The organism is Luteibacter aegosomatis (genome assembly GCF_023078455.1).
GTDB classification, from domain to species: domain Bacteria; phylum Pseudomonadota; class Gammaproteobacteria; order Xanthomonadales; family Rhodanobacteraceae; genus Luteibacter; species Luteibacter aegosomatis.
Genome location: NZ_CP095740.1, coordinates 3339060 through 3355887 on the forward strand (window position 1 = coordinate 3339060; position 16828 = coordinate 3355887).

Below are 16828 nucleotides of genomic sequence, written 5' to 3' on the forward strand. Positions count from 1 at the left end.
CGGAGCCGGCACGCCGGCCCCGATCGTTCCCGGTTTACGCCGTGGCCGTGGCCGGCTCCGCCGACTCGGTCTCCACGTGCAGATCGTCGCCTTCCACCGACAAGGTGACCTTGCCGCCTTCGGCCAGCTTGCCGAAGAGCAGCTCGTCGGCGAGCGCCCGCTTGACCTTGTCCTGGATCACGCGGGCCATCGGACGGGCACCCATCTGCGGATCGAAGCCGTGCTCGGCCAGCCAGCGGCGGGCCTCCGGGCTCACGTCCACGCTGACCTTCTTCTCGGCCAGCTGGCTTTCCAGCTCGATGAGGAACTTGTCCACCACGCGCAGGATGTGGTCGAAGTCCAGCGAGTTGAACTGGATGATGGCGTCCAGGCGGTTGCGGAACTCCGGCGTGAACAGGCGGCGGATGGTTTCCATGGCGTCCGGGGCGTGGTTCTGCTTCACGAAGCCGATGCCGCGGCGCGAAGCCAGCTGGGCGCCGGCGTTCGTCGTCATCACGATGATGACGTTCTTGAAGTTCGCCTCACGACCGTTGGTGTCCGTGAGCACGCCGCGGTCCATCACCTGCAGCAGGATGTTGTAGACGTCCGGATGGGCCTTCTCGATCTCGTCGAGCAGCAGCACGCAGTGCGGATGCTTGGTGATCTGCTCGGTGAGCAGGCCACCCTGGTCGAAACCGACGTAGCCCGGAGGGGCGCCGACCAGGCGCGAGACGGAGTGGGCTTCCATGTACTCGGACATGTCGAAGCGCACCATCTCGATGCCCAGCTGCATCGCGAGCTGACGGGTGACCTCCGTCTTGCCGACGCCCGTGGGGCCGGCGAGCAGGAAGCTGCCGATCGGCTTGGACGGATCGCCCAGGCCCGAACGCGCCATCTTGATCGACGAAGCCAGTGCCTCGATCGCACCGTCCTGGCCGAACACCACCATCTTCAGGTTGCGCTCGAGATTGCGAAGCACGTCACGATCCGAGGCCGATACCTGCTTGGGCGGAATGCGCGCCATCTTCGCCACGATGAACTCGATCTCGGCGACGTCGACCTTGCCCGTGCGCTCGTCTTCCGGCAGCAGGCGCTGGCGGGCACCGGCCTCGTCGATGACGTCGATGGCCTTGTCCGGCAACAGGCGGTCGGGGATGTGCTTGACCGAGAGGTCCACCGCCGCGCGCAGGGCTTCGCCGGTGTATTCCACCGAGTGATGCTCCTCGAAACGGGTTTTCAGGCCACGCAGGATCTCGATGGAGTCGGCCACGGTGGGCTCGACCACGTCGATCTTCTGGAAACGGCGGGCCAGGGCGCGATCTTTCTCGAATACGCCGCGGAACTCCTGGAACGTGGTCGAACCGATGCAGCGCAGCTCGCCGGAGGCCAGCATGGGCTTGATCAGGTTCGAGGCGTCCATGGTGCCGCCCGAGGCCGAGCCCGCACCGATGATGGTGTGGATCTCGTCGATGAACAGGATGGCGTTCGGCTGCTTCTTGAGCTGGCCGATGACCGCCTTCAGGCGCTTCTCGAAGTCGCCGCGGTACTTGGTGCCCGCCACGAGCGCGCCGAGGTCAAGCGACCAGATGGTGCAGTCTTCGAGCACCTCGGGCACCTGCCCTTCGACGATGCGCTTGGCCAGGCCTTCGGCCAGGGCCGTCTTGCCCACGCCGGCCTCGCCCACGTAGAGCGGGTTGTTCTTGCGGCGGCGGCAGAGCACCTGGATGGTGCGCTCCACCTCGTCGTGACGGCCGATCAGGGGGTCGATCTTGCCCTGGATGGCCAGCTCGTTGAGGTTGGAGGCATATTCGCTGAGCGGATTGCCCTTGCCCTCGCCACCTTCCTCGCCGTCGCGGTCGTTGCTCGGCGCGGCCGAGGACGACTCGTCGCTGATCTTGGCGATGCCGTGCGAGATGTAGTTGACCACGTCCAGGCGGGTGATTTCCTGCTGGTGCAGGAAGTACACGGCGTGGGAGTCCTTCTCGCCGAAAATGGCCACCAGCACGTTGGCGCCGGTGACTTCCTTACGGCCCGACGACTGCACGTGGTAGACCGCGCGCTGGAGCACGCGCTGGAAACCCAGCGTGGGCTGCGTGTCGCGTTCGTCACCGGCGGGAAGGACGGGGACGGTCTCGGCGATGATCCGTTGCAGGTCCGCGGCCAGGCGCGGAAGGTCGACGCCGCAGGCACGCAGGGCGGCCAGGGCGGAGGTGTTTTCGGTAAGCGCGAGCAGAAGGTGCTCCACGGTCATGAATTCGTGGCGCTGCTCGCGGGCCTGCTTATAGCAGTGCCCGATGGTGACTTCGAGATCCTTGCTGAACATACGGACCGTCTCCGATAGCTGTGGGCGGCGGGGTCAAGCCCTTGTGAGTGCCGCATGTATCCCAGATGGGGGACTGGTTACATCTTTTCCATAGTGCACAACAGCGGGTGTTGATGAGAGCGTGAGTACTCGTTGACCTGTGTCACCTTGGTTTCTGCCACCTCCCGGGTGAACACGCCGCACACGCCTTTTCCGCGGGTGTGGACGTGGAGCATCACCTGGACCGCCTTCTCCTGGTCCATGCCGAAGAAGCTGCGCAACACCTCGATCACGAAATCCATGGGGGTGAAGTCGTCGTTCAGCAAAACGACCTGGAAGAGCGGAGGCTTCGCCGTCTCCGGGCGGGTGGTCTCCAGCGCGAGCCCATGCCCGCGGTCGCTTTCCCGATCGTGTTCGTGTTCCTGGGACATTTAAGAAGAACCTTAGGTACGCGATTCGATTATATACACCCGCCACCGGACCGGTTTCGGGGTTGATACCCACAGGTAATGGCACAATAGGCCGTTTTCCAGAGCTCATCCCCCCATTCGACCGATGCCCTCCCCAGCCCCCCAGGCCGAAAACGTTTGGTGCCCCCGCGTGACGGTGGCCTGCGTCGTCGCGCGCGGCGACCGCTTCCTCATGGTGGAGGAAGAGGTCTTCGGCGAGCTTGCCTATAACCAGCCCGCCGGACACCTCGATCCCGGCGAGACGCTGCAGGCGGCGGCCGTGCGCGAAGCGCTGGAGGAGACCGGCCATACCATCGCGCTGGATGCCTTCCTCGGCACCTGGCAATGGATGAGCCCCGAGCACGGGGAGCAGGTGCTGCGCTTCGCCTTCAGCGGACGCGCCATCTCCCACGATCCGGCGCGTGCGCTCGATACCGGCATCCGCCGGGCCCTCTGGTTGCGCCGCGACGAGATCCGGTCCCTCGGGCCCCGCCTGCGCAGCCCGCTGATCCTCGACACCATCGATGCCTGGCTCGACGGCCGTCGCCTGCCGCTGGATACGGTCGCCAGCCTGTTGCCGGGAGCGCGCCCGTGAAGGTGATCCTCGGCGTCTCCGGCGGCGTGGACTCCTCCGTGGCGGCCTTGCTGCTCCAGCAGGCCGGCCACGAGGTGGAAGGCATGTTCATGCAGAACTGGGAAGAAGACGACCGCTCCGGCCCGTGCACCACCGACGACGACAGGAAAGACGCCGTGGCCGTCTGCGGCCGCCTTGGCATCCCCTTCCATGCGCGCAACTTCGCGGGCGAGTACTGGGACGGCGTGTTCGCGTACTTCCTGGCCGAATACGCGGCCGGCCGCACGCCGAACCCCGACGTGCTCTGCAATCGCGAAATCAAGTTCAAGACCTTCCTCGAGCACGCCCAGGCCCTGGGCGCGGAGAAGATCGCCACGGGCCATTACGCAAGGGTGGACCTGCGCGACGGGCGGTATCGCCTGCTCCGCGCCGTGGACGCGAGCAAGGACCAGAGCTATTTCCTCCACGCCCTGGGCCAGCACCAGCTCGCCGCCACCCTGTTTCCCGTCGGCGAGATCCAGAAATCGCAAGTACGTGCGATGGCCCGCGAGGCGAACCTCGCCACGCACGCCAAGAAGGACTCCACCGGCATCTGCTTCATCGGCGAACGCGACTTCCGGGCGTTCCTGTCGCAATACCTGCCGGCGAAACCCGGCGCGATGGTCGATCCGGAGGGCCGGGTCATCGGCGAACACCAGGGCGTCATGTATTACACGCTGGGCCAGCGCAACGGCCTGGGCATCGGCGGTCGCGCGGGAGCGTCGAACGACCCCTGGTACGTGGTGGGCAAGGACGTCGCCGCCAACACGCTGATCGTCGCCCAGGGCGGCGAAAACGCATGGCTGCAGTCGCATCGCCTGGAAGCCACCGACGCGACCTGGGTGTCGGGTGAGCCACCCGCCCTGTCGTTCCGCTGCACGGCGAAGACGCGTTACCGGCAGGAAGACCAGGCCTGCACGGTGGAAGTGCGCGAAAACGCCTTGCGCGTGGTCTTCGATGAGCCGCAGCGCGCCGTCACCCCGGGTCAGTCGGTGGTGCTCTACGACGGCGAGGCGTGCCTCGGGGGTGCCGTGATTGCCGCCACGGATGCGCCGTATGGCGGCCTGTGACCGTTCCGGGACCTCGCGTGGGAGCCGACGTCGCCGGCGATGCAAGGTCACCGCGGCCCTTACCGCCGGCCTGGCCGGCTCCCACGATCTGCCTTTATCCCGACGTATTCCCGAGCCTGACGAATGAACGAAGAACGCGTGCTCGCCCTTGCCGGCGTCTTCCAGGGCGCAGCCCTGGCCCAGCAACTGGCCACCGAAGGCCGTTGCGACGACGTGGCCTACGAGGCCAGCCTCGCCAGCGTGTTTCGCATCGACGCCGACTCGGTGGCCGCGGTGTATGGCGGCGTGAGCGGCGTGCGCCGTGGCCTGCGCACGCTCGTGGCGCAGTTCGAGGACAGCACCCGCGACATCGCGGTGATGCGCATGGCCGTGACGGTGCTGCGCCTGGAGCGTTCGCTGTCGCGCAACCGTGCGCTGCTCGACCGCCTTCAGGAAGGCATCGTCTCGGCGCAGCGGCAGGTGGAACATTTCGGGCTCGACCATCCCAACGTCTCCGCCCGCCTTGCCGAGCTGTATGCCGGCACGTTGTCCACGCTCAAGCCGCGCGTGATGGTCACCGGCAATCCGACCCATCTCCAGCAGAAGGCCAACGTCGACCGCGTGCGCGCCGCGTTGCTGGCCGCGGTGCGCTCGGCGGTGCTATGGCGCCAGGTCGGCGGGCGGCAGTGGCAGATTCTTTTCTATCGCAAGCAGTGTGCGATGTTGGCCCGGGGGTTGCTGACCGGGTCGACGCTCGATAACGGGCTCTGAGGCGAGATTGATTCGCCGATACGATCGGCTCCCACCCCGTTGGTAGGAAGTTCTCTACCGAAGGGGTGGGAGCCGATCGTATCGGCGAATCAGGTCGCCGCGGCGTCCAGTCCGGGAATCGTCCCCGCCAGCGTCCGCAACAGATCGGCAAATCCCAGCAGATCCTCCCGCCACGGGGTGGCACTACGCCAGTACAAGGCGATATGTCGCCCCGGCCGCGCGCCTTCCACCGCCGCCAGCACCACGTTGGGAATCGACCCCAATCGCTCATGGGCGAGGATCGGCACGAGCGAATAGCCGCCGCGCAGGGCCACCAGGGTGGCGAGGCTCTCGATGCTCAGGTCCTGGATGCGCTCGGGCCGCGCCATGCCCGTCATGCCCAGGTCGGACACTCCGCTGCCATGGCTCTCCGCCATCAGCGTGGCATCGGCGGCATCCAGTTCGGCAAGGGCGATCGACGGCCGTGCCGCGAGCGGATGGCCCTTCTGCAACAGGAGCTCATAGGGCTCGAAGAACAGGGCGACCGAGTCCAGTCCCGTCGAGGCGGCGCTCGGCGGTGCCAGCACGGCGTCGAGTTCGCCCTCTCCCAGGCGCCGCAGCAGGCCGCGCGGCTTGCCCTCGGAAATCGTCAGGCGCGTGCCGGGGAAACGCTGGGGAAACGGCTCGATCACGTGCGGCAGCAGGTAGGGCCCCAGCGTGGAGGGCACCCCAAGGCGCAACTCGCCGCCGAAGGCGACGTCGCCCACCCGTGCCGCCTGCTCCAGGTGTTCGGCGGCGGCGAGCACGGCATCGATATATCCGAGCAGGCGCTGGCCGCTGGCCGTGGCCACCACGCGACGGCCGCCGCGCTCGAACAGCGGGACGCCCAGCGCCTGCTCCACTTTCTGCACCTGGTGGGAGAGGCCGGAGGGGCTGATGTACATGGCCCGGGCGGCGCTATTGAAGCTGCCCTCGCGGGCGACGGCCTGGACCAGGGCGAGGTCGCGCAGCGACACCGAGGACAGGGCCATCGAAATCATCGAACGCTGCATGCCATCAAATGCGTTTGCGCCCATTCGCCGCCGCCCTCATCCTCTTGCCGCCGATTTTCGCGCGGCGTGCGCCCTGGAACGGGCATTGTAGCCGTCCTCCGGTCTCATGGCGGTCGCATACCGGTCGCAGACTGCGCGATAATCCCCGCTTTGACGGTCCTCCCGGGCCCGTCAGGCCTCCCCAGCTAAAGAACGCCACGCCAGGAGTACAGCATGAAAGACTCGTTCTCGGTCCGAGACAGTATCGACGTCAACGGCAAGCGCCACACCATCGCCAGCCTGGCCAAGTTCGGCGACAAGTTCGACATCAAGCGCCTGCCCTACTCCATGAAGATCCTGCTGGAGAACCTCCTCCGCCAGGAAGACGGCGTGAACGTCACCGCGAAGGAAATCGAGGCCGTGGCCAAGTGGGACGCCAAGGCCGAGCCGGATACCGAAATCTCCTTCATGCCCGCCCGCGTGGTCCTCCAGGACTTCACCGGCGTACCCTGCGTGGTCGACCTGGCCGCCATGCGCGATGCCGTGGTGAAGCTCGGCGGCGACGCCAAGCGCATCAACCCGCTGGTTCCCGCCGAGCTGGTCATCGACCACTCCGTGCAGGTCGACGCCTTCGGTGCCGAGTCGGCCCTGGAGAAGAACGTCGAGATCGAGTTCGAGCGTAACCAAGAGCGCTACTCCTTCCTGCGCTGGGGCCAGAAGGCCTTCAACAACTTCGCCGTGGTGCCGCCGCGCACGGGCATCGTCCACCAGGTCAACCTGGAAAACCTCGCCCGCGTCGTGTTCACCAGCGACGTGAACGGCGAATCGTTCGCCTACCCCGACAGCGTGTTCGGCACCGATTCGCACACCACGATGATCAACGGCATCGGCGTGCTGGGCTGGGGCGTGGGCGGCATCGAAGCCGAAGCCGCCATGCTCGGCCAGCCGTCGTCGATGCTGATCCCGCAGGTCGTCGGCTTCCGCCTCACCGGCAAGCTGTCCGAAGGCGTCACCGCCACCGACCTCGTGCTCACCGTCACCCAGATGCTGCGCAAGCTCGGCGTCGTGGGCAAGTTCGTCGAATTCTTCGGCAACGGCCTGCAGAACCTGCCGCTGGCCGATCGCGCCACCATCGCCAACATGGCCCCGGAATACGGCGCCACCTGCGGCATCTTCCCGATCGACCAGGAAGCCCTGAACTACCTGCACCTGTCCGGCCGCGACGACGCCCAGATCAAGCTGGTGGAAACCTACGCCAAGGCCCAGGGCCTGTGGCACGACGCGAACTCGCCGGAGCCGGAATTCACCACCGTGCTCGAACTCGACATGGGCGACGTCAAGCCCTCGCTCGCCGGTCCGAAGCGTCCGCAGGACCGCGTGCTGCTCGAAGGCGTGCAGCAGAGCTTCCTCGACGCCGTCGGCCCGCTCACCGCCAATCGCAAGCCGCGTAACGGCGACATCGCCCGCCTCGAGAACGAAGGCGGCGGTACCGCCAACGGCAACGAAGCCAACCGCATCAACGACGACGGCGTGCTGGTGGAGAAGGACGGCGCGTCGTTCCGCATCAACGACGGCTCGGTCGTGATCGCCGCGATCACCTCCTGCACCAACACCTCGAACCCGGCCGTGATGCTCGCCGCCGGCCTGGTGGCGAAGAAGGCCGCCGCTCGCGGCCTCACCTCCAAGCCGTGGGTGAAGCCCTCGCTCGGCCCGGGTTCGCTCGTGGTCACCGAGTACCTGAAGAAGACCGGCCTGCTCGCCGAACTGGAGAAAGTGAACTTCTTCGTGGTCGGCTACGGCTGCACCACCTGCATCGGCAACTCGGGTCCCCTGCCGGCCGAGATCAGCAAGGGCATCGCCGAGGGCGACCTCGCCGTGGCTTCGGTGCTTTCGGGCAACCGCAACTTCGAAGGCCGCGTGCATCCCGAAGTGAAGATGAACTACCTGGCCTCGCCGCCGCTGGTGGTCGCGTACGCCCTCGCCGGCACGCTGAACATCGACCTCACGAAGGACGCCATCGGCACGGGTAGCGACGGCCAGCCGGTGTACCTGAAGGACATCTGGCCGAGCAACCAGGAAATCTCCGACCTCATCGCCGGCGCCATCAGCCCGCAGATGTTCAAGGACAGCTACGCCGACGTCTTCAAGGGCGACAGCCGCTGGAACCAGATCGCCTCGCCGGACGGCCAGACCTACGCCTGGGACGATTCCACCTACATCAAGAACCCGCCCTACTTCGACGGCATGGCCGCCGAAGCCGGCACCATCGAAGACATCCACGGCGCGCGCGCCATGGGCATCTTCGGCGACTCGATCACCACCGACCACATCTCGCCGGCCGGTTCGATCAAGAAGGACAGCCCGGCGGGCCGCTTCCTGATCTCCAAGGGCGTGGAACCGAAGGACTTCAACTCCTACGGCTCGCGTCGCGGCAACGACGACGTGATGGTGCGCGGCACCTTCGCCAACATCCGCATCAAGAACCTGATGCTCGACGGCGTCGAAGGCGGCTACACCAAGTACATCCCCACCGGCGAGCAGATGGCCATCTACGACGCGGCCATGAAGTACAAGGCCGACGGCACGCCGCTGGTCGTCCTCGCCGGCAAGGAATACGGCACGGGCTCGTCGCGTGACTGGGCCGCCAAGGGCACCCTGCTGCTCGGCGTGAAGGCCGTGATCGCGGAGAGCTTCGAGCGCATCCACCGTTCGAACCTGGTCGGCATGGGCGTGCTGCCCTGCCAGTTCCAGGACGGCGAAAACGCGCAGACGCTCGGCCTGAAGGGCGACGAGACCTTCGACGTCACCGGCCTCCACGGCGGCGAGTCGAAGACGGCCACGGTCAAGGCCACGCGTCCGGACGGTTCGGTCAAGGAGTTCACCGTGAAGGTGCTGCTGCTGACGCCGAAGGAGCGCGAGTTCTTCCGCCACGGCGGTATCCTGCAATACGTGCTTCGCTCGCTGGCGAAGGCGGCGTAAGACGAAAAAAGCCCCGGGATTCCGGGGCTTTTTTCATGCGTTGACGAAACCCGACACCTCGCCGTGGCGAAAGACTCACAACGCCCGGCTCCACGTCGCCGTAAAGCACCGCCACTCCCCATCCTCTCTTCGCCACCCGCTCTCCACCCGATACGCGCCGGCATCGTCTGGCAGCAGCCCCGAGCCCGCCGCCAAGGTCACCGTGAACGTGGCGACCATGCGCTCCCCGCGCCGCTCGACCGACACCGGCCCCGTCAGCGCGTGGATCTTCCGCCCGCGAAACGCCGATACCCGCACGAGGTTCCCGAGCCCACGCTTGTCGAGCTGCCCCGCGTTGCCGTCGAAACCGTCGCTGAGCGCATTCACCGCGTCACCGGCATGACCGGCTTCGGCGGCCGACAGGGCGGCGGCGATCGCTTCGCGCACCTGCGCCTCGTCGGCCGTGCGATGGCATCCGGCAAGCCCGGCCGCGATCATGATCACCAAGAAAATTCGCAAGACGAAACGCATGGTTTTCCCCTAAAACGACGTTGCAATGCGGCTTGCCGCTATACGCGCGCGTATGCTCCAATGCCGCGAGCTTACGACGGCAGGCCGTGTGACCGTCACCACTGGAGTCCATCCCATCCATGAGCACCGAGCGTCCGTGGCTTGATCATTACCCCGACGGCGTACCGGCGGAAGTCGACATCGACACCTTCCGATCCGTCGCCGCGCTTTGCGAAGATTCCTTCACGAAATTCGCCGACCGCCCCGCGTTCCGGAATTTCGGCCACACGCTCACCTACCGCCAGATCGACGAGCTGTCGAAGGCCTTCGCCGGATATCTCTCGGGCGAACTGGGTCTGAAGAAAGGCGATCGCATCGCGATCATGCTGCCGAATCTGCTGCAGTATCCCATCGCGCTGTTCGGCGCCCTTCGCCTCGGCCTCACGGTGGTCAACACCAATCCGCTCTATACGCCACGCGAGTTGAATCACCAGTTGGAAGACTCCGGCGCCAAGGCGCTCGTCGTACTCGACAACTTCGCCTCCACCGCGCAGAAGGCGCTCGACGGCACGAAGGTGCAGCACATCGTCACCACCGCCGTGGGCGACCTGATCGGCTTCCCCAAGGGAACCCTCATCAACTTCGTGGTGAAGTCGATCCGCAAGGAGGTCCCCGCCTACGACCTGCCCAAGGCGGTTCGCTTCAAGGATGCCCTCGCACGCGGCCGCCACCACGCGATGCCCAAGGTCGACGTCGCCCCCGAAGACCTCGCCTTCCTGCAATACACCGGCGGCACCACGGGCGTGGCCAAGGGCGCCATGCTCACCCATCGCAACATGGTCGCCAACATGCTGCAGACGCGCCCGTGGGTGGCGAACCACGCCACGCCGGGCGAGGAAGTCATCATCACGGCGCTGCCGCTGTACCACATCTTCTCGCTCACGGTGAATTGCCTCATCTTCACCAGCCTGGGCGGCCTCAACGTGCTCATCACCAATCCGCGCGACATGCCCGGTTTCGTGAAGGAGCTGAAGAAAACCTCGTTCACCGCCATCACGGGCGTGAGCACCCTGTTCAACGGCCTGCTCAACACGCCGGGTTTCGAGCAGGTCGATTTCTCCCGCCTGCATTTGGCGATGGCCGGCGGCATGGCGCTGCAACGCGCGGTGGCCGAGCGCTGGAAGAAGGTCACCGGCCGTCCGATCATCGAGGGTTACGGCCTCACCGAAACCTCCCCGGTGGCTTTCGCCAATCGCGTGGACATCACCGATTACACCGGCTCCATCGGCTACCCCATTCCCAACACCGATGCGCAGATCCGCGACGACCAGGGCCATGCCCTGCCGATCGGCGAAGAGGGTGAGCTCTGCATCCGCGGCCCGCAGGTGATGAAGGGCTATTGGGCGCAGCCGGAGGAAACCGCCAAGGTGCTTTCCGAAGACGGATGGCTGCGCACGGGCGACATCGCGAAGATGGATGCCACGGGCCAGGCGTTCATCGTCGACCGTAAGAAAGACATGATCCTCGTGTCGGGCTTCAACGTGTATCCGAACGAGATCGAGGCCACCGTGATGCACCATCCCGGCGTGGCCGAAGTGGCCGCCGTGGGCGTCGACGACGAGCATTCGGGTGAAGTGGTGAAACTCTTCGTGGTGCGCAAGGATCCCTCCCTCACCGAAGAGGCCCTGCGCGAGTACTGCCGGGAAAACCTCACCGGCTACAAGCGGCCCAAGCACATCGAGTTCCGCGATGCGCTGCCCAAGAGCAACGTGGGCAAGATCCTCCGTCGCGAGCTACGCGACGAGGAAAGGAAGAAGAAGGCCGCCAAGGCCTGAGACGGTCGCTTCGCCTCGAATCGCGGACAGGGTCCGCTCCCACCCTTCGGTAGGAAGGCTGCTACCGGAGGGTGGGAGCGGACCCTGTCAGCGATTCCGACGGAGCGATCGACACATCACTCCTCGTGCCACGCCTCGAGCGTATCGGCGTAGCCCCCCAGCAGCTCCCACAGCGGAGCCTGCTTTTCCTCGGGAATGAGCGAATACTTCAGCCCGATCTGACGGGCCGAGGCGCGGGCCACCTCGGCCTCCATGTTGATGTGCAGGTCGTGGGCGAACACGACGTCGAGTATCCATACCTGGCCCACGGCACCGCTCCAGCGCTGGGGGCGCTTCAGCAGCACGCCCGTGGCCGAGATGTCGATCAGGTCGGTCGAGAAGGCCTCGTGCCCCCGGCTCATGAGCACGGCGGCAGGCACCTTCATGCGTGCATGGCGCTCGTGCGCCTGTTGCGCGGTGGCCTTGTCAGGAAACATCAGCTCTTCCACCCATCCCGGTGCCTTGTCCTCGTTAGCGATCGACATGACCGCACCTCGCAAAACTTACGTTCCGTGTCACTTAGCGACACATTAGCGCAGTACGAGGCGGCTGACACCGTCTGCCGGGTCACTCCTTACCACGCGTTTTCAGCACCCCCGCCCTGACCAGCGCACCGGCGCCGAAGCGCTGGTTGATGCTGTCCTGGACGCCGTCGGGGCGCTTTTCCGACGTCGGCGCGGCGAACATGTCCTGCTGCTCGTCGCCGTACCGGGCATCGAACCCCGACAAGGACACGCCGAGCAGGCGCAACCTCGGCCGGGGATGTTGATTCCACCACAGCTCAAGCAAGCGACGTGCCACGGCATAGATCGCCGGCGTGGCGTTGCCCGGCACGGGCAGCCGGGCCTGGCGGCTGTGGGTGACGAAAGGCGGCTCCCGAAGCTTCACCGACACCGTGCGCCCCTCCAGGCCCCGTGCCCTCGCCCGGGCCCCTACCCGCTCGCACTGGCGAAGCAGCCAGGCCTCGGCGATCGGCAGGGTGTCCAGGTCGGTTTCGAACGTCCATTCCGCGCTGATGGAGACCTCCGCCGCCTCGGCCACCACCGGCCGGGCGTCTTCACCCCGGCAAAGCGCCCGCAGTTGGGCCCCGTGGCGGGCACCCACCGCCTTGTGCAGTCGCCAGTCGTCGGCGCGCAGGAGGTCGCCGATGGTACGGATGCCCATCTTCTGCAGGGCTTCCTCGGCTACCTTGCCGACCGTCCACATCCGCCCGATCGGCAGCGGCTCGAGATAGCCGCGTACTTCGTCGGGCCGGATGACCAGAAAACCGTCCGGCTTGGACAGCTCGCTGGCCAGCTTGGCCAGCAGCTTGTTGTGGGACATGCCCACCGATGCGTTCAGGCCCGTTCTCGCACGGATGTCGTCCTTGATCCGGCGCCCGATGGCTTCGATGGATGAGAAAAGCCTTAAGCTCGCCGAGACGTCGAGAAAGGCCTCGTCCAGCGACAGCCCCTCGATGGTGGGCGTGAACTGCGCGAACACCTCGAAGACGACGTCGGATATCGCCTTGTACCGGTCGTGACGGGGAAAGATGTACACCCCGCCCGGACAGCGCCGCCGCGCCTCGGCCGTGGGCATGGCCGAGCGCACGCCGTACTTGCGCGCCTCGTAATTGGCCGTGGACACCACGCCGCGGCGCCCCAAGCCGGCCACGATGACCGGCTTTCCGACCAGCGAGGGATCGTCCAGCTCCTCCACCGACGCGTAGAAGGCGTCCATGTCGACATGAATGATGGCTCGCTGGGCCGGCTGCATGGGGCCTATTGTGCCGGATCGGCCCCCGGGCGCGCTGGACTTGGGCGGGCCCAGGCGATACCCTGTATGTCATCGGGTGAACTTATTCGGGCGTCACGCCCTGTCGGTCCGTGGATGTGGACCGGACGTGGCGGTCTCGTCGTTCCTTCACGGGTATTGACCCTTCCGGGGTGTCCAGCGGGTGCCTTTCGCTCGTCGGCGACGATGCGTGGCATGCCGGACCCAGGCGGTGCAGCCGCCGGACGGCATCGATGGTTGCTTGCGTTCCCGGCCGCTTTCGCGGCCCTTCTGACGTGTGCCGATGACTAACGAGACAACCGAAGTTCAGGTCCTCGAAACACCACGCGACGCTTTCGCTGGCGTCCCGCAACAACAGGAAATGCCCCTGGCGCTCGTGCGCGGGCAGCCTGTGCTGCAGATGCCGCAAGACCTGTACATCCCGCCGGATGCGCTCGAAGTCATCCTCGAGTCGTTCGAAGGGCCGCTCGACCTGCTGCTCTACCTGATCCGCCGGCAGAACCTCGACATCCTCGACATTCCCGTCGCCGAGATCACCCGGCAGTACATGGACTACATCGGGATGATGCGCGAGGTGATGCGCCTGGAACTGGCGGCGGAATACCTGCTGATGGCCGCGATCCTCGCGGAAATCAAATCCAGGTTGCTGCTGCCCCGCCCCCCGGCGGAGGAAGGCCTCGAGGACGATCCGCGCGCCGAGCTGGTGCGCCGGTTGCAGGAGTACGAACGCTTCAAGAAGGCCGCGCAGGACATCGACGAACTGCCGCGCCTGGAACGCGATACCACCGTGGTGCACGCCTTCGTCGGCGAACACAACGTGGTGCGCGTGCCGCCGCCGCTCGACCTGAAGGAACTGCTGCTCGCGCTCAAGGACGTGCTCAACCGCGCCGAGTTGTTCACGCACCATGCCATCCAGCGCGAACCGCTCAGCGTACGCCAACGCATGGGCGAGGTGCTCGGGGCGCTCGGCGGCAATACGTTCCACCGGTTCGAAACGCTGTTCGACATCAGCGAAGGCCGGCTCGGCGTCGTGGTCACCTTCCTGGCCATGCTGGAGCTCGCCAAGGAAATGCTCATCGAGATCGTGCAGGAGGAAGCCCTCGGCCCGATCTACCTGCGTACGAAGGTGCGCACGGAGGGCGAGCAGGACGAACTGCTCGCCTGAAGGCCCGTCGAGGGCCTGCAAGCAACCCGCCGCCCGATGCGGCGCTTTCGTGAAACCCATCCGCGCCATGGCGCGGCACATCGAAAGGCCTATGCAACCCGAACAACTCAAACCCATCGTGGAAGCGGCGCTGCTGGCGTCGACCCAGCCGATGACGGTCCTGCAGCTGAAGGGGCTCTTCGGCGAGGACGAGGACATCGGCAGCGACGAACTGGCCGCGGCACTGGCGTCGCTGGCGGAGGATTGCGAAGGCCGCGGCGTGGAACTGGTCGAGGTCGCCTCCGGCTGGCGCTATCAGGTCCGCCGCGAGGTACACGGATGGGTTTCGCGCATGTGGGCCGAGAAGCCGAGCCGGTACTCCCGCGCCCTGCTCGAGACGCTGGCGCTCATCGCCTACCGGCAGCCGATCACCCGTCCCGAAATCGAACAGATCCGTGGCGTGGTGGTGTCTTCCAACATCATCAAGACGATGGAAGAGCGCGAATGGATCCGCGTGGTGGGTTACCGTGACGTGCCGGGCAAGCCCGCGCTGTTCGGCACCACCCGCGCCTTCCTCGATTACTTCAACCTGAAGTCGCTGGACGCGCTGCCGCCGCTGTCCGAAATCCGCGACCTCGACGACATCAATCCGCAGTTGCGCCTCGACGGCGACGCGGAACCCGCTGCGGCCCGCGCCGCCCTGCCCGACGACGTCGACACCGACCGGGCCGGCGCCACCACCGAATCCGACGACGACGCCCCGGCCCCGACCGGCGCGTCCGACGACACCACCGCCGAGGCATCCGCCGCCCTTACGGGCGAGGACGAACCGGCGACCGAACGGCCTGCCGGCGACGACGTCGCCGCGGCATCCCCCACTGCCGACGAGGCAGAGAACCCCACACGCGCCGACGACGAAGACAGCGACGGCGCCGAGAAAGACACCGAGGAGTCACGCGCATGAATGCGCCCCAACGATCCGTACTCTCCCTCAAGCGCGGCGGCGAACGCCCCGACGACAATCAACAGCTCGAAGAGCGCCTGCACAAGGTGCTGGCCAACGCGGGCCTCGGCTCGCGCCGCATGCTCGAGCAGCGCATCCAGGCCGGCGAGGTCGAAGTCAACGGCACCGCCGCCACCATCGGCTCGAGCGTGCACGCGGGCGACCGCGTGGTGCTCGACGGCAAGCAGTTCGTCGTGGCCACCGACAGCCGCAGCGACGCCGAGGTGCTGGTCTACCACAAGCCCGAGGGCGTGGTGACCACCCGCGAAGACACCGAGGGCCGCCCCACCGTGTTCGAACAGTTGCCGCGCCTGAAGGGTGCGCGCTGGGTCGCCGTGGGCCGCCTCGACATCAACACCACCGGCCTCCTGCTGCTCACCACCGACGGCGAACTCGCCAACGCGCTGATGCACCCCAAGAGCGGTCTCGAACGCGAATACCTGTGCCGCGTGCACGGCGAAGTGCCCGACGAGGTCATCGAGCGGCTGAAGGCCGGCGTGGAACTGGAAGACGGCCCGGCCCGTTTCGACGAGATCGGCGTCATCAGCCGCGGCGGCAGCCACAGCTGGTTCCGCGTCACCATCCGCGAAGGCCGTAATCGCGAAGTGCGCCGCCTGTGGGATTCACAGGGTTTCCTCGTCAGCCGCCTCAAGCGCATCCGCTACGGCAGCGTCGAACTGCCCCGCGCCCTGCGCCGCGGCGATTGCGAATCGCTCGACGAAGCGGCCATCAAGGAGCTGCGTGAGCGTTCCGGCCTCGGCGCGCCCGCGCCGGTGCTCACCCTCAATGCCGTGGTTCACCAGCGCCGCGCACCGCGTCACGTCACCGAGTACCGCCCCGAGAAGAACACGGCCGGCGGCTGGAGTTCGGCGCGTCACGACGAGGCCCGCGAGCTGACCGCCTTCGACCGTATCCGCGACGACAACCCGCGTGGCGGCCGAGGCGGCCGCGGCGGCCCCCGCAAACCGGGGCGTGAAGTGAACGGCAACGTGGCCCGTCCGGAGCGCCCGGCCAAGCCGCGCCGCGCTCGCGCCGTGGCCCCGGGCCAGGAGCTTCCGGCCATGCGCACCTGGTTCGCCGGCGACAGCCGTACCGGTGGCGGCAACACCCAGGGCAATGCCAACGGCAATACCGCCGGCAACCGCGGCAACCGCGGCCCGCGCGGTGGCCAGGGCCAGGGTGGCGGCAATCGCGCCATGGGCCAGGGCGGCAACCGCTCCGGCGGTCCGGCCGGCGGCGGCAACCGCATGGGCGGTCCGAACCGCGCCGGCGGCAATCGCGGTTCGGGCGGCAAGGGCCGTGGTGGCCCGGCCGGTGGCGGCGGCAACCGTGGCGGTCGCCCCGGCGGCGGCAACCGCGGTGGCGGTGGTAACCGCGGCGGCAACTTCTGAGC

Annotated in this window: 14 protein-coding genes; 8 read left to right on the forward strand and 6 right to left on the reverse strand. The window is 66.9% G+C overall.

Translation table 11 applies throughout. The features are described from left to right. Positions 1-34 precede the first annotated feature (34 nt). Together clpA and clpS are read right to left on the reverse strand one after the other, a co-directional pair. Positions 35-2302, reverse strand: a complete 2268-nt coding sequence (clpA, locus tag L2Y94_RS15040) for an ATP-dependent Clp protease ATP-binding subunit ClpA (protein WP_247368110.1) — start codon at positions 2300-2302, stop codon at positions 35-37. Positions 2303-2379: 77 nt separating this feature from the next. Further along, a complete protein-coding gene (gene clpS / locus L2Y94_RS15045; protein ID WP_144909987.1) occupies positions 2380-2712 on the reverse strand; it encodes an ATP-dependent Clp protease adapter ClpS in 333 nt (110 codons plus the stop codon). A gap of 124 nt (positions 2713-2836) precedes the next feature. Between clpS and L2Y94_RS15050 the strand changes: the two genes are divergently transcribed. From L2Y94_RS15050 to hflD, 3 genes are all read left to right on the forward strand, one after another. Beyond that, positions 2837-3325 carry an NUDIX hydrolase gene (locus L2Y94_RS15050; RefSeq protein ID WP_247368111.1) on the forward strand — a complete coding sequence of 163 codons (489 nt, stop codon included), beginning with the start codon at positions 2837-2839 and terminating at the stop codon, positions 3323-3325. Then, positions 3322-4413, forward strand: coding sequence for a tRNA 2-thiouridine(34) synthase MnmA (mnmA, locus tag L2Y94_RS15055; RefSeq protein ID WP_247368114.1), 1092 nt, complete (start codon positions 3322-3324; stop codon positions 4411-4413). The genes L2Y94_RS15050 and mnmA overlap by 4 nt, the downstream gene beginning before the upstream one ends. A gap of 123 nt (positions 4414-4536) precedes the next feature. Continuing rightward, complete coding sequence (gene hflD, locus L2Y94_RS15060) at positions 4537-5163, forward strand: high frequency lysogenization protein HflD (RefSeq protein WP_247368116.1); 627 nt, start codon at positions 4537-4539, stop codon at positions 5161-5163. A gap of 89 nt (positions 5164-5252) precedes the next feature. Here hflD and L2Y94_RS15065 read toward each other — a convergent pair whose 3' ends face one another. Next, entirely contained in the window at positions 5253-6194 is a 942-nt protein-coding gene (locus tag L2Y94_RS15065; RefSeq protein ID WP_247368132.1) for a LysR family transcriptional regulator, read from the reverse strand. A gap of 213 nt (positions 6195-6407) precedes the next feature. Here L2Y94_RS15065 and acnA point away from each other — a divergent pair, with 213 nt between their 5' ends. Further along, a complete protein-coding gene (gene acnA / locus L2Y94_RS15070) occupies positions 6408-9152 on the forward strand; it encodes an aconitate hydratase AcnA (protein WP_247368149.1) in 2745 nt (914 codons plus the stop codon). 75 nt (positions 9153-9227) lie between these two features. Here acnA and L2Y94_RS15075 read toward each other — a convergent pair whose 3' ends face one another. Beyond that, positions 9228-9662 carry a hypothetical protein gene (locus L2Y94_RS15075; protein WP_247368152.1) on the reverse strand — a complete coding sequence of 145 codons (435 nt, stop codon included), beginning with the start codon at positions 9660-9662 and terminating at the stop codon, positions 9228-9230. A 119-nt stretch (positions 9663-9781) separates the two neighbouring features. Between L2Y94_RS15075 and L2Y94_RS15080 the strand changes: the two genes are divergently transcribed. Continuing rightward, complete coding sequence (locus L2Y94_RS15080) at positions 9782-11476, forward strand: AMP-binding protein (RefSeq protein ID WP_247368153.1); 1695 nt, start codon at positions 9782-9784, stop codon at positions 11474-11476. 116 nt (positions 11477-11592) lie between these two features. Here the strand turns inward: L2Y94_RS15080 and L2Y94_RS15085 are convergent, their stop codons facing one another. Then, positions 11593-12000: a PilZ domain-containing protein gene (locus tag L2Y94_RS15085; RefSeq protein WP_247368155.1), complete on the reverse strand. Its 408-nt coding sequence runs from the start codon at positions 11998-12000 to the stop codon at positions 11593-11595. Positions 12001-12082: 82 nt separating this feature from the next. Next, on the reverse strand, positions 12083-13270 hold the full coding sequence (gene dinB, locus L2Y94_RS15090) for a DNA polymerase IV (protein WP_247368186.1): 1188 nt from the start codon (positions 13268-13270) through the stop codon (positions 12083-12085). Positions 13271-13649: 379 nt separating this feature from the next. Here dinB and L2Y94_RS15095 point away from each other — a divergent pair, with 379 nt between their 5' ends. From L2Y94_RS15095 to L2Y94_RS15105, 3 genes are all read left to right on the forward strand, one after another. Further along, positions 13650-14453, forward strand: a complete 804-nt coding sequence (locus L2Y94_RS15095) for a segregation and condensation protein A (protein ID WP_247368188.1) — start codon at positions 13650-13652, stop codon at positions 14451-14453. A gap of 91 nt (positions 14454-14544) precedes the next feature. Continuing rightward, positions 14545-15396 (forward strand): SMC-Scp complex subunit ScpB, encoded by an 852-nt coding sequence (gene scpB / locus L2Y94_RS15100; RefSeq protein WP_247368191.1) that lies wholly within the window; start codon positions 14545-14547, stop codon positions 15394-15396. Continuing rightward, positions 15393-16826: a pseudouridine synthase gene (locus tag L2Y94_RS15105; RefSeq protein ID WP_247368193.1), complete on the forward strand. Its 1434-nt coding sequence runs from the start codon at positions 15393-15395 to the stop codon at positions 16824-16826. Before scpB ends, L2Y94_RS15105 begins: the two co-directional genes overlap by 4 nt. Positions 16827-16828 lie beyond the last annotated feature (2 nt).

Bases quoted from the DNA above. Each gene is read 5' to 3' on its own strand.
- clpA (WP_247368110.1), bottom strand. From the start codon at position 2,302: ATGTTCAGCAAGGATCTCGAAGTCACCATCGGGCACTGCTATAAGCAG.
- clpS (WP_144909987.1), bottom strand. From the start codon at position 2,712: ATGTCCCAGGAACACGAACACGATCGGGAAAGCGACCGCGGGCATGGG.
- L2Y94_RS15050 (WP_247368111.1), top strand. From the start codon at position 2,837: ATGCCCTCCCCAGCCCCCCAGGCCGAAAACGTTTGGTGCCCCCGCGTG.
- hflD (WP_247368116.1), top strand. From the start codon at position 4,537: ATGAACGAAGAACGCGTGCTCGCCCTTGCCGGCGTCTTCCAGGGCGCA.
- L2Y94_RS15065 (WP_247368132.1), bottom strand. From the start codon at position 6,194: ATGCAGCGTTCGATGATTTCGATGGCCCTGTCCTCGGTGTCGCTGCGC.
- acnA (WP_247368149.1), top strand. From the start codon at position 6,408: ATGAAAGACTCGTTCTCGGTCCGAGACAGTATCGACGTCAACGGCAAG.
- L2Y94_RS15075 (WP_247368152.1), bottom strand. From the start codon at position 9,662: ATGCGTTTCGTCTTGCGAATTTTCTTGGTGATCATGATCGCGGCCGGG.
- L2Y94_RS15080 (WP_247368153.1), top strand. From the start codon at position 9,782: ATGAGCACCGAGCGTCCGTGGCTTGATCATTACCCCGACGGCGTACCG.
- L2Y94_RS15085 (WP_247368155.1), bottom strand. From the start codon at position 12,000: ATGTCGATCGCTAACGAGGACAAGGCACCGGGATGGGTGGAAGAGCTG.
- dinB (WP_247368186.1), bottom strand. From the start codon at position 13,270: ATGCAGCCGGCCCAGCGAGCCATCATTCATGTCGACATGGACGCCTTC.
- L2Y94_RS15095 (WP_247368188.1), top strand. From the start codon at position 13,650: ATGCCCCTGGCGCTCGTGCGCGGGCAGCCTGTGCTGCAGATGCCGCAA.
- scpB (WP_247368191.1), top strand. From the start codon at position 14,545: ATGCAACCCGAACAACTCAAACCCATCGTGGAAGCGGCGCTGCTGGCG.
- L2Y94_RS15105 (WP_247368193.1), top strand. From the start codon at position 15,393: ATGAATGCGCCCCAACGATCCGTACTCTCCCTCAAGCGCGGCGGCGAA.